Here is a 13716-nt window from a genome sequence, read left to right on the forward strand (position 1 = left end):
TGTTATAGGATGTTTTATAGCACTGGGGGTATTCGTTTTAATATTTTTTATTTTTATTGCGGCTATATCTAGCTTCAGTTCTTCAGATAAATATATATTAAAAGATAATACAGTATTAACACTGAAACTAGAAGGAATATTATCTGATAGAGTAGAGGAAAAAAATCCGTTATTAGCTCTTTTAGGTGATAATTCAACTCCAGCTTTAGGTTTGGATGATATTTTGTCTTCCATTAAAAAGGCTAAAGAAAATGATAAAATAAAAGGTATTTATATAAATGCCGGAGCATTTTCCGCCTCAAGTGCATCATTGAAAGAAATAAGAGATCATTTACTTGATTTTAAAGAAAGCGGTAAATTTATTATTTCTTATGGTGATGTTTATACACAAGGTTGTTATTACCTTTCATCAGTAGCCGATAAAGTCATTTTGAATCCACAAGGAAATATAGATCTGCATGGACTTTCTGCTTCACCTATGTTTTACAAAGGTCTATTAGAAAAAGTAGGTATAGAAATGCAAATATTTAAAGTAGGTACCTTCAAATCGGCTGTAGAACCTTTCATGTTAGATAAAATGAGTGAGGCTAACAAAGAACAGGTAGCTTCGTATATAGGCGATATGTGGTCTACTATTACAAGTGAGATATCAGGTTCGAGAAATATATCTGTTGATAAACTTAATCAGATTACCGATTCATTGGCTATTTTCAAAGATGCTAAATATACTATAGAAGATGGTTTAGCAGATACGTTAATGTATGAGACAGGAATAAAAGAATATCTGAAAACATTGTTGATAGATGTAAAAGATGTTAAGGACGTACGTCTTGCATCCATTGACGATATGACTACTATACCTTTTGTGAATGAAAGTAAATCGAAAGATATAATAGCTGTACTTTATGCCGAAGGTTCTATTACAGATGGTTCAGGTAAAGATGGCATAACAAGTAAAAGATACGTGAAAGAAATAGAGAAGCTGAAAGATAACGATAAAGTAAAAGCAGTGGTTTTCCGTGTAAATTCTCCTGGAGGTAGTGCCTATGCATCAGAACAGATTTGGAAAGCTATAAGCGATTTGAAAGAAAAAAAGCCGGTAGTTGTATCAATGGGTGATTATGCTGCATCAGGAGGATATTATATATCTTGTAATGCATCTAAAATAATTGCTCAACCAAACACATTAACAGGCTCTATCGGTATATTCGGAATGTTTCCTAACATAGAAGGATTGACTAAAAAGGTGGGTTTAACATTCGATAATGTAAAAACAAATAAACATGCCGACTTTGGTGATTTGACCCGTCCAATGAGAAGTGATGAAAAAGCTATACTGCAAAATTATATTGAACGCGGATACGATTTATTCCTTACCCGTTGTTCTGATGGTAGAGGAATACCAAAAGATTCTTTAGATATGATTGCTCAAGGTCGTGTATGGACAGGCAATCAAGCTCTTAAAATTGGACTTGTGGATGCTCTTGGAGATATAGATACAGCCATAGAAGAAGCTGCTAAGTTGGCTAGTCTTTCCGACTATTCGTTAAATAGTTATCCAAAGAAAATAGATTTCTTTGAATCTCTTTTAAATACTCAGAAAGAAGAATTGACAACACGAGCTATGAAAGAATATCTTGGTAATGATTACAAATTGTTTAAAACTATAAAGGAGATAAAAGAACAAGACTTTGTTCAGGCACGTATGCCTTACGATATCGACGTTAGATAAGAAGTAATAATGATAAAGTATGAACCCGTACATATACAAAAGTGGTTATTGCCGTTTTCGTGGCTGTACGGGCTTATTGTATATATAAGGAACAAATTTTTTGATTGGGGAATATTGAAACATGAAGAGTTTGATATTCCCGTTATTTGTATAGGAAATCTTACAATAGGAGGTACAGGTAAAACTCCGCATACAGAATATTTGATACAAATTCTGAAAGATAAATATAAAGTAGGGGTACTCAGTAGAGGATATAAGCGCAAATCAAAAGGATTTGTATTAGCCGATTCTAATTCTACAAGTTTTGATTTGGGAGACGAATCTTTTCAGATAAAACATAAATTTCCGGATATTATAGTTGCTGTAGATCGTAACAGGAGGAGAGGAATTAAAAAAATGTTGGCTTTAGACAATCCTCCTGAAATAATATTGTTAGATGATGCTTTTCAACATAGGTATGTAAAACCATCCTATACCATTATTTTATCAGATTATAACCGCCCTGTTTATGAAGATGCTTTGCTTCCTGCCGGACGTATGCGGGAACCCTTTTCTGCTTTAAGTAAAGCTAACATGATTGTTGTCACAAAATGTCCTGCTGATTTGCAACCTATCGATTATCGTATTATATCACACGATATCAATGCTTTTCCTTTTCAGGAATTATATTTTACTCAATTTAAATATAAACAATTACAACCTTTGTTTAAAGATGAGGCAACTGAAAAGCCTTTAAATTATTTAAACGGAAAGAATATTCTTTTGGTTACTGGTATTGCTTCACCTAAAATGATATTGAAAAAGCTATCTCAATATACAGAAAAAGTAAGTACAATAAAGTATAGTGATCATTACAATTTTAAATCGAAAGACATAAAATATATATCAAATAAATTCAGGAATATTACTTCCGAAAATAAGCTGATTCTAGTTACCGAAAAAGATGCGATGCGGCTGATAGCAAGAGATGATATCGACGATGATATAAAAAAATCAATTTATTATCTTCCTATCGAAGTTTCATTTTTGGATAAGCAGGAAGATTTTAAAGCAAAGATCTACAAACATATAAGAGAAAACTTTTACAGGAAAACAGATAAAAAGAAATAAAATATGTTGGAAAAAATACGGGAAACTGCATTATTTATAAAAAGTAGAGTAGAAGCAATTCCTAAAATTGCTATTATCTTAGGTACAGGCCTGGGAGAACTCGTTCATGAAATAGAAGATAAAAAAGAAATAGCTTATAAAGATATACCCAATTTTCCTCTTTCCACTGTGGAAGGTCATAGTGGGAAACTTATTTTTGGAAAACTTGGAGGTAAGGATGTTATTGCAATGCAAGGGCGTTTTCATTACTACGAAGGTTATACTATGCAAGAGGTAACATTCCCTATTCGCGTATTTCAGGCTCTCAATATAAAATATCTTTTTGTATCGAATGCTTCAGGGGGTATGAATGGGAGTTTCGATATAGGTGATATTATGCTTATAGATGATCATATCAATAAATTCCCTGAACATCCTCTTCGTGGAAAGAATCATAATGAATTGGGAACACGCTTCCCCGATATGAGTAATGCCTACGATAAGGAACTTCGTTTGATGGCTATGCAAATAGCAAAAGAAAACAATATAAAATTGCAACATGGTGTATATGTAGGTACACAGGGACCAACATTCGAAACCCCTGCCGAGTATAACTGGTTTCGCATTATTGGTGGCGATGCTGTAGGGATGTCTACCGTACCCGAAGTAATAGTTGCCAATCATGCCGGTATGAAGGTGCTGGCGTTCTCTATAATCACAGATTTGGGTGTGATCGGTAAAATAGTAGAGGTAACACACGAAGATGTACAGGAAGCCGCTAAAATAGCTCAGCCGAAAATGGCTTTTATAATGCAGGAAGTGATTAAAAAAATAAATTAAACAATAAAGGGATACAGATCTGTATCCCTTTATTAATAAAACTAAATATTGCCTTTTTTTCTTGTATTAGGTAGAAAAGCAGCCACCAATCCTATTAAAGGCAGATAAGCACAAATATCATATACATGCTGTATACTTGTATTATCAGCAACCTTTCCCAATATAGCGGAAGCTACTCCTGCAATACCAAATGCCAAACCAAAAAATAATCCTCCTATCAATCCTACCTTTCCGGGAACAAGTTCTTGCGCATAAACCAATATTGCAGAGAATGCAGACGAAAGTATTAAACCTATTATGATACTTAGTATGCATGTCCACATGAGGCCTACATGAGGCATTATTAAGGCAAAAGGAGCTGTGCCTAATATAGATCCCCATATTACATATTTTCTCCCTATGCGATCACCTATTGGTCCGCCTGCTATAGTACCTAAAGCAACAGCAAACAAGAATGCAAATAAATATAACTGAGCATCATGAACAGGTACATTAAATTTATCTATAAGATAAAACATATAATAGCTGTTCAAACTAGCCATATAAACATATTTTGAGAATATAAGTATAAGTAATATAGAGATAGCAAATGTTATTTTACCTTGAGAATGGATAGGTTTTTTATTTGAAACAGATTCATTCGTATTATCAGTATGTTTTATTCTATATAGATTACCTTTATACCACTTGCTGATTATGAGCATAATACCGATAGAAGCCAATGCAATAAGAGAAAACCATCCTATATTACGTTGCCCATATGGGGTAATAATCCACAAAGCTAATAGAGGACCTATAGAAGAGCCGAAATTTCCACCTACTTGAAATAATGATTGTGCCAGTCCATGTTTACCTCCTGATGCCATATAAGCCAATCTTGAAGCTTCGGGATGGAAGATAGAAGAGCCTAATCCGGTAAGAAAAACGGAAACAAGTACAAGAGGAAAGCTATTTGCATATGATAATGATAGTATACCAATCATTGTAAATGTCATACCTATGGGTAGTGAATAAGGCTGAGGTTTCTTATCTGTAATGAGTCCTATAATAGGCTGAAAAATAGAGGATGCTAATTGAAAAACCAAGGTTATTAGACCAATTTGTGTAAAATTGAGCAAAAGCGAATCCTTCAGCAAGGGATATACAGCTGATATCACTGATTGTAAGGTGTCGTTTAGCATATGACATACTGCCAAAAGCGAAAGTATAGTAAAAGCTGTTCCTTTTTGATATGTAGGTTTCATAATCAATTATATATTACTAAAAGGTTTGCAAAGGTAATGTATTGTAGATAGATGAACAATAAAAAATAAATAGTATCATATTGTCATAATTTATATACTGATTACTCATAATATAATAATCATATTACCAATAACTAAAAAAATCTTACCTTTGTAGCCAAAAATAAATTAAACTAAAATAATGGCATTACAATGTGGTATAGTAGGCCTTCCTAATGTGGGCAAATCTACACTTTTCAACTGTTTATCAAACGCTAAAGCTCAATCTGCGAACTTTCCTTTTTGTACAATAGAACCGAATGTAGGAGTTATTACCGTTCCTGATGAACGTTTGAACAAACTTGCAGAATTGGTGAAACCTAACCGTATAGTACCTACAACTGTTGAGATTGTAGATATTGCAGGACTTGTAAAAGGTGCAAGTAAAGGAGAGGGTCTGGGAAATAAATTCCTTGCCAATATTCGCGAGACAGATGCAATACTGCATGTTCTTCGTTGTTTCGATGATGACAATATTACACATGTCGATGGGAGTGTAAATCCTGTTCGTGACAAAGAAATAATAGATATAGAGCTTCAACTAAAAGATTTGGAAACTATTCAGTCACGCATTCAGAAGGTTGAAAAGCAAGCAAAAACAGGAGGTGATAAAGATGCGAAACGTACTTACGATATCCTTTTACAGTTTCGTGAAGCATTAGAGCAAGGTAAATCGGCCCGTACAGTAAAGTTCGATAATAAAGAGGACGAGAAAATTGCTAAAGAAATATATCTACTTACATATAAACCTGTTATGTATGTTTGTAATGTAGATGAAGCAAGTGCATCTACGGGAAATAAATATGTAGAGCAAGTGCGTGAATCTGTAAAAGAAGAAGATGCAGAAATACTGGTTGTAGCTGCAAAAATAGAATCTGAAATAGCTGAATTTGAATCGTATGAAGAACGTGAGATGTTTCTTTCAGAGATTGGATTGGAAGAATCAGGTGTAGCGCGTCTTATTAAATCGGCATATAAATTATTAGGTTTACAAACATATTTTACATCCGGAGTACAAGAAGTACGTGCTTGGACTTTCAATGCCGGATGGAAAGCTCCTCAATGTGCCGGAGTGATTCATACCGATTTTGAAAAGGGCTTCATTCGTGCTGAAGTTATTAAATATAATGATTTTATAACTCTAGGTTCGGAAGCCGCTGTAAAAGAAGCCGGAAAAATGAATGTTGAGGGTAAAGAATATGTCGTTCAGGATGGAGATATTATGCACTTTAGATTTAATGTGTAATTGAATTTAGCTTATGATAATAAATTATGATTCTCCGGGACAATTATGCAATAGAATATGGTCTCAGTTACCTTCTGTAGCATATGGTCTTGAATATGAGGAAAAAGTCAAATTGATAAACTTTGACGAGTATTCTCGTGATTTTGAGGATCTGAATGTTAATAGGCTTATAAGCTTTACTACATGTAAATTTTTAAAGAGGTTTTTCCTTTCAATGAAAGTTCGAGGTTATATACAAAACGGACGTCCTAATATTTTTTCTAAGCTTCTTGGCTTAAACTTAATAGAAGGTTGGTCTAACCGCTTGGGAAATCCAGAGATGGTTGAAAAACATTCCGATGCCATACGGGACATATATAGATTCAAGTATGATAGTATAGCTCATATCGATACTGCGATAGGTAAATCGAGAGACTATTTACTGGTTGGAGTACATATCAGAAGAGGGGATTATAAGACATGGCTCAATGGTATATATTATTATACAGACAATGTTTACATAAGGATAATGAAGCAAATTGAAGATCAAGTCGCAGAAGAAGGCAAAAAAGTACTGTTCCTGATTTGTTCCAATGAAAAAATGGATCTTGACAATTTTAGACCATTAGATTGCTTTGCATTTACAGATTCATCAGCTATTACCGATTTATATGCTTTATCAAAATGCGATTATATAATAGGCCCTCCGAGTTCTTATTCACAATGGGCCTCGTTTTATGGACAAGTACCTGTAAGATATATAATGTCGGCAAATGATAAGTTAAATTTATCTGAGTTTTCTGAAGTTATAACTTTCAATAGATTTAAGAATGGAAATGTGATGAATATAGATTAAACAATACCTAAATAAAGCACAATATGATTAGTCTAGCCAATAAAAAAGATTATCCTGTATTGATTGATATATGGGAGAGAGTTGTAAAAGCTACTCATAATTTTCTGTCAGATGAAGATTTTGAATTCTATAAATCTCATATCCCTATCTATTTTGAACACGTGTCGTTATATATTTACAGAAATGAAGAAAATGCAATAAAGGGTTTTCTTGGAGTTACCGATGACAGTATCGAAATGCTTTTTGTAGAGAATGAGAGTAGGGGTACAGGAGTTGGTAAAATTCTTCTCAATTATGCTATTAATACGTTAAACGCAAGGCGCGTTGATGTAAATGAGCAAAATACTCAGGCCTTAAATTTTTACTATCATTTCGGATTTAAGGAAATTGATCGTTCTGAGTACGATGGTGAGGGTAAAGGATATCCTGTCTTACATTTATTGAAGTCGGAATAATATCAAAATACAAGAGAGAGACTAAATATAGGTCTCTCTTTTTTATCTATAGTATATAATAATTTAAATTGTGAATAACTTTTCTCAAGAAAAAAAAATGTCTTACTTTGTATAACTCTTTTATGCAATTTTTTTTGATGCCAAATATATGATTAAGAAAAGCAAAATCACAACAGTTTTATTCGGGTTAGACGGAGTTGTTGTCGATACAGAACACTATTACGATAATTTTTGGAATAATATAGCACAGAAAAATGATCTGAAAATCAATAATTTCCCGGCAACTATTAAGGGAATGACCTTGAATTCAATAATAGAGCTTTATTTTGCTATTTCTTCACAGGAAGAGAAACAGATAATCCGTCAGGCATGTTCGGATATGGAACAAGCGATAGATTATAAAAAGATAGCTATTCCGGGAGTTTTAGATTTTATTGAATATCTTAAAAGAGAAAATTATAAAATAGGATTAGTAACAAGTTCTCCTACTAGTAAAGTGCAGGTCGTACTTAAACAATTATCATTAGATGAATCTTTTGATACAGTTATTACATCAGATAGTATTAAGAAAGGAAAACCAGACCCTATGGGCTATGTTTTAGCTCAGAATAATTTAGGAGTTCTATCAGGTGAATGTGTTGTATTTGAAGATGCTTTTACAGGTATAAAGGCTGCAACATACGCATTTATGCGTGTTATAGGAGTTTCGACGACGCTCTCTAGTGATTTTCTGAAAGACTACACTTACGGCGTTATTTCTGATTTTTCAGATATAGAAAAAGTTAAATCGCTTTTAGGTTAGTTATTGAGATTATTTTGCTTTTTTGGAAAGGAAATTGAGGAACTGGCTCTTTCCTTAATTAGAATATTAACAAATCTCTTCATAGGAGGATAAGTTAGTAAATTACACATAGTTAAGTATATTTTTGATTTATTTTAAGTCAAATAGCAGATTTTATTATAATTTGCACTAGATTTATATATAATAACAACATAGACTGATACATATGCACATCCGTTTTATACGGCTTTCTTTGATTGTATTAAGAAGAAATCTTGCCCTTTTTATTTTCTTCTTTATTTTCTTTATTCCTTCTTTTGGAAAGAAGGGAGATAGTCTTTATATCGAAAAATATAGTAAAACAATATATTATAATTCGGATACTATTTTCTATAATTATGCTCGATATGGCTTTAATTCAGTAATAGAAGATTTATATGAATATTATGAAGATATTTTCTGGAATCTATCTCCCGAAAGACAAGAATATGAACTTAAAAAGATGAAGTATATTGCTGATGAAAATCATTGTGAAGAATTACATCAGGAATTTAATTTTATGAATTCTTTACTTTTGCCATCCAAAAACAGTGAACAGTTTGATGCAAAAGTAAAATGTATAGGTCAGATTGTAAGCGATGCCGTCAAACATAAGAATACATCATTAGAGTTGCGAGGGATGGAAGCCTTAATCAATCTATATTGGAATTCAATGAATTATGCCAGGGCTTTTCGTCAAATTCGCTTGATAGAACGTAAGTTGGAAAGTTTAAAAGAAGAGGAATATCCGGAAAAGTCTCGGATGTATTTTCAAATAGGGGAGGCTTACTTCTTTTTTCAAGATTATGATAAAGCAATTCCATATTTGCGAAAAGCACTTAAACCGTCCAAATATTATTTTGACCGTTCAAATTTGCGTGCCAGAAATACTTTAGGCACTTATTATAATTTAAAAGGAGAGATTGATTCTGCAGAATATTATTTTAGATCGGCATATAATAACTTTGATATTGTCAGAGGACGATCTATGTTCGATGCCCTTTCTTTGTCTAATTTGGGACATAGTTTGGTAAAACGGCAAAAGTATAATGAGGCTATTCCATATTTTAGAGTAGCTCTTAATCGCATGATACTCGATTATGACCATAACTATAAACTAGCATCGGAGACAACGGTGGGACTTGCAGAATGCTATTTTTCAATAAATAATATGGAGAAAGCAAAACATATGATTGATTCTTCCTTATTATTTATAGCTCGATCTAATAATGTTGACCTTTATAGGTCGATATATCCTATAATGTGTAAATATTATGCGAGAATGCGAGACACAGATCTCACTAAGGCCTATCTGGATTCTACTATTATAGCAAATGAAAGTTATATGCAAAAATATAGTGGACTCAGTATACTTAGGGCAGAACAAGAGCTTTTCGAAGCAGAGAAAAAGGCGAAAGATGAGGAACTATCTTATAATGAAAAGATATATAAAAGCAGATTGATATATGGTTCAGTCATAATGCTTTTTATATTTCTGGGATTGGTCTTTTTTATTGTTTTATACCGAAGCAAAAGAAAGGCTTATCAGGCATTAGTTATTAAAAATCAGGCTTGGGCGGAATCTAATCCTGTTTATAATACTTATGAGAAATCAATAGCAAGTGTTGATAGTGCAGAAGATCTTGCTCCACAAATGAATGAAAGTGTTAATGAACCTGATGTGGAAGATGTGAAGCTTATGCAACAAGTCTATGATTTGATAAAAAAAGAAAAGATATTTAAGGATCTTGATCTGACATTAGATTCTTTGTCGAAACAAATGAATATCAATAGAAACTATTTATCGAAGGCAATAAATAAAACTACAGGTAAAAACTTTAACTCCTATATAAATGAATATAGAATCAAAGAAGCGATAAAGATAATGTCGGACGAGAAATCAGATTTAATATCTTTGGATGCTATTGCTCTTGAGGTTGGCTTTAGTAATCGTACTTCATTTTATCAATCATTTAAAAAAGTCACTGGACTAACTCCTTCCGACTTTAGAAATAATAAAATAAAGTCAGAAGATTCAGATGTAGGGTAATTAATAATATTCTTATTACCAGGTATATATGAGTAAGCTTTTATAAAAACTTACTCTTTTCTTTTTTACTCATCACTATTTGGAATGATTATTTTTATAAATAGCTAAGTAAATGATTTGTATTTTACTGTATCATTTCTTTTTAATAAAACTTGTGGTTAGAAATTATAAATTTTAACGGATTCATCATTTTTACTATATACTTTTGTGTCAAGCTAGATTCTTCAATCTTATAACACAAACTTTTACTTAAAACTAGAGTTAACAAAGAGTACTTTTTAGTACTCTTTGTTATTTTAATATTATAAGTTCACAAAGGTTAAGATAGTAAATGAGGGAGGGTAAGCAGAGAATATATGTTTGTTTGATCGCAATACTGTAGAGCCAAATTATGATATAGGTGAAGGAGGTATGTCCAGTTAGAAATATACTATCGACTATTTTAGAGGGTTTTGTAGCTAAATTGAAGGTATATTGGATTCATTGTATGAGTTCTCTTCAAAAGACTAATATAGGCTCTATATAGCTTTGGGGATTGAAATAAATGCCAATGGTATATTAAAAAAGGACCGATCAAGTAGATCCGGTCCTTTACTTATCATAAATGTTAATTACATTATACCTTTTTCTCTCAACTTCAATTGCCATTTCCAGGCCGAATTCATGGTGTCGTCTATATTTTCTTTTGCTGTCCATCCAAGTACATTGTTCGCATGTTTTGGATCAGCCCATATTTTTTCGATGTCTCCTTCGCGACGAGCTACTATTTTATAGTTAAGTTTTGTTCCTGATACTTTTTCGAAAACATTGATAAGCTCAAGTACAGAAACACCTCTACCTGTACCAAGATTGAAGATTTCTACTTTATCCTGGGACTTATCTTCAAGCATACGATCTATAGCTATAACGTGTGCTTTAGCTAAGTCTACAACATTTATAAAGTCGCGGATGCACGAACCGTCAGGAGTATTGTAATCATCGCCAAATACGCTCAATTGCTCGCGTACGCCTATCGCTGTTTGAGTGATGTACGGTACAAGATTTTGTGGAACTCCATTTGGTAATTCTCCAAGTTCAGCAGATGGGTGCGCTCCGATAGGATTGAAATAACGAAGGATTATACTCTTTATATCGGCTCCCGAACGAACAAAATCTTTGATTATTTCTTCATTGATCTGCTTAGTATTTCCGTATGGAGATTCTGCCGGTTTTACAGGGGCAGTTTCGTCAATAGGATTTACATCAGGTTCGCCATATACTGTACATGAAGAAGAAAAAACTATATTTTTAATATCAAACTGAGGCATCAGATCGAGTAGATTGATGAGCGAATTCAGGTTGTTTCTGTAGTATAATAATGGTTTTTGTACCGATTCTCCTACAGCTTTACTCGCTGCAAAGTGAATGATACCTTTTATATCGGGATGGCTTGCAAATAGATTCCTCAAGCCGTCCAAATCATTACAGTCAAGTTTTACAAATACTGGTCTTGTACCTGTTATACGTTCTATACCGTCTATAGAATCAGCAGTCGAGTTTGATAAGTCGTCAATGATTACCACAGAATACCCTGCGTTTTGCAGTTCAACAACAGTATGAGATCCGATGTATCCGGCTCCACCTGTTACAAGTATTTTCCCTTTCATATAAGTATTTTTAGATTAGGAAGTAAAGATACAAAATTCATATATAAGAAGATAAGCGTCTAAAGTAAATTTAGTAATCTGCATTCATAAAGAGGTTCTTAACGCCTCGATTATTCTCTGTACTGCATTATTAATATTTTAAGTTCTTAAATAGAGTTCTTGCTTCACGAGCTTTGTTCAGATAAGATATAAGTATATCTCGATCTAAATATACTGATGATTGAGGCGTATATATAAGCTCGAAAAGGGATAATAGTTCTTTATCTGTAAACTGATCTAATATTGAATTGAAATGAGTTTTATCACCTATTTCGAAATAAAGCAGTGCTAGGCGTTGCTTTACTGCCAGATTGTTAGGATCAATATCCAGCAGTTCTTCAGTATAATATGCTGCCTGTTGGTAATCCTCTTCTTTTATACTGACTATAGCTAACCTATCTACTAAATGAAAATTTTCTTTATTTGAAGGGTATACACTTAGGTAATATAGTTCAGCTTCTTTGTACTGCCCTCGCCTATATTCTATTTCTCCCGCAATCATATTCAGGTCTAGAGAATAAGGTTTGCTCTCTAATCCTTTTTCGACTATAGATAAAGCTTTTTGATCCTCATTTTTTTCCAAGTATAAATAGGCTTGCTTAGACAAGACTTCATCTGTGTCTCCTTCTATTTCACGATATTTCTTGAGATTAGATAAGGCTTCGTCATACATTTCTAACGATTCATAGCATTCTGCTAAGAGGAAGTAAATCGCAGTATCGTCAGGGTCTGCTTCCAATAGTTCTTTAAATATCTCTATCGCCTCTTCCGTTCTTTCACATAACGATAGGCAATGAGCCTTCATCTTTAGGAGGTTATTGTCTGAATCGTTTATTGTCAGCGCAAAATCAAAGGCATCTATTGCTTTCTCAAATTCTTCTTTCAGAGAATATAACTTACCGAGGTTTACCCATGCTTCATAAGTATAAGGTTCTATATCCAATATACTATTTGTAGTATCGATTGCTGCATCAAAATCGCCAAGCATTTCATGGGCATAGGCTAAATCTGACAGTACTTCTATGTTCTCAGGATTATATTTCAGACTTTCCTGAAAATATAGAGCTGCTTCTTTAAAACAATCTGCTTCGACATGTAAGAATCCAAGTTCAGCAAGGACATTATCCAACGTTTCATCCTCTTCATTATTGAGCAACTCCTCGGATAGTTTAAATGCAATTTTATATTGTTCCAATTGGAGATAGCATTCTATTTTTAGTAAATAAAGATCAAAATCGTATTCCGTTATCGGATTTAATAGCTCTAAAGCTTGCTTATACTCAGTCTCATAAACTGCGATCTTAGCTTTCTTGATTATCAAAGGGGTATTGCCGGGATGGATAGCCAGTCCGGCATCTATGATTTCCCGGGCAGTATCAAGGTCATCTTGTTGATCGAAATAATCGGCCAACTCACTGAATTCATCCGCATCGAAATATGGATTTTTACCCGATTGGATAGCTTGTTCATATTGTCTTACAAGTGCTGATATATCTTTATCCGGCATGCCGTATTATTTTGGTCTTAAAAAGGTAACAAAGGTAACACTTTTTATGTTCTTTTCCGATGTGTTACTTTTGCTATTTAATCTGTTTTACGATAATGTATATATCTGATTAATAGTATAAAATCAGTAAATATTTATAAATGTTTATAATTACTTCTGAAATATATTGCGTTC

At 33.2% G+C, this 13716-nt stretch carries 11 protein-coding genes; 8 read left to right on the forward strand and 3 right to left on the reverse strand.

From position 1 onward, the window contains the following. Positions 1–4 precede the first annotated feature (4 nt). Genes sppA through JGH11_RS15740 form a run of 3 tightly spaced genes read left to right on the forward strand, consistent with a single transcriptional unit; the run spans position 5 to position 3661 of the window. Positions 5–1732, forward strand: coding sequence for a signal peptide peptidase SppA (gene sppA, locus JGH11_RS15730; protein ID WP_201113402.1), 1728 nt, complete (start codon positions 5–7; stop codon positions 1730–1732). A 9-nt stretch (positions 1733–1741) separates the two neighbouring features. Further along, the gene (lpxK, locus tag JGH11_RS15735) at positions 1742–2842 is read left to right on the forward strand and encodes a tetraacyldisaccharide 4'-kinase (protein WP_201113386.1); all 1101 of its coding nucleotides are present in this window, start codon (positions 1742–1744) and stop codon (positions 2840–2842) included. A gap of 3 nt (positions 2843–2845) precedes the next feature. Further along, positions 2846–3661: a purine-nucleoside phosphorylase gene (locus tag JGH11_RS15740; RefSeq protein ID WP_201113387.1), complete on the forward strand. Its 816-nt coding sequence runs from the start codon at positions 2846–2848 to the stop codon at positions 3659–3661. A 41-nt stretch (positions 3662–3702) separates the two neighbouring features. Here JGH11_RS15740 and JGH11_RS15745 read toward each other — a convergent pair whose 3' ends face one another. Continuing rightward, positions 3703–4905 carry an MFS transporter gene (locus JGH11_RS15745; protein ID WP_201113388.1) on the reverse strand — a complete coding sequence of 401 codons (1203 nt, stop codon included), beginning with the start codon at positions 4903–4905 and terminating at the stop codon, positions 3703–3705. A gap of 181 nt (positions 4906–5086) precedes the next feature. On the opposite strand from JGH11_RS15745, the gene ychF reads away from it, so the two are divergent. The 5 genes from ychF to JGH11_RS15770 all read left to right on the forward strand — a co-directional run bounded on the left by ychF (position 5087) and on the right by JGH11_RS15770 (position 10350). Further along, complete coding sequence (gene ychF / locus JGH11_RS15750; RefSeq protein ID WP_201113389.1) at positions 5087–6190, forward strand: redox-regulated ATPase YchF; 1104 nt, start codon at positions 5087–5089, stop codon at positions 6188–6190. A gap of 13 nt (positions 6191–6203) precedes the next feature. After that, positions 6204–7025 (forward strand): alpha-1,2-fucosyltransferase, encoded by an 822-nt coding sequence (locus tag JGH11_RS15755; RefSeq protein WP_201113391.1) that lies wholly within the window; start codon positions 6204–6206, stop codon positions 7023–7025. Between the two features lie 23 nt (positions 7026–7048). Next, on the forward strand, positions 7049–7480 hold the full coding sequence (locus tag JGH11_RS15760; protein ID WP_201113393.1) for a GNAT family N-acetyltransferase: 432 nt from the start codon (positions 7049–7051) through the stop codon (positions 7478–7480). A 148-nt stretch (positions 7481–7628) separates the two neighbouring features. After that, positions 7629–8282, forward strand: a complete 654-nt coding sequence (locus JGH11_RS15765) for an HAD family phosphatase (RefSeq protein ID WP_236264036.1) — start codon at positions 7629–7631, stop codon at positions 8280–8282. Positions 8283–8487: 205 nt separating this feature from the next. Beyond that, positions 8488–10350, forward strand: coding sequence for a helix-turn-helix domain-containing protein (locus tag JGH11_RS15770; RefSeq protein ID WP_201113395.1), 1863 nt, complete (start codon positions 8488–8490; stop codon positions 10348–10350). Between the two features lie 611 nt (positions 10351–10961). Here the strand turns inward: JGH11_RS15770 and galE are convergent. Both galE and JGH11_RS15780 read right to left on the reverse strand, forming a co-directional pair. Further along, on the reverse strand, positions 10962–11996 hold the full coding sequence (gene galE, locus JGH11_RS15775) for a UDP-glucose 4-epimerase GalE (protein ID WP_201113397.1): 1035 nt from the start codon (positions 11994–11996) through the stop codon (positions 10962–10964). A gap of 130 nt (positions 11997–12126) precedes the next feature. After that, entirely contained in the window at positions 12127–13542 is a 1416-nt protein-coding gene (locus JGH11_RS15780) for a tetratricopeptide repeat protein (protein WP_201113399.1), read from the reverse strand. Positions 13543–13716: the final 174 nt, after the last annotated feature.

Source organism: Dysgonomonas sp. Marseille-P4677, from assembly GCF_016652235.1.
Taxonomy (GTDB): Bacteria; Bacteroidota; Bacteroidia; order Bacteroidales; family Dysgonomonadaceae; genus Dysgonomonas.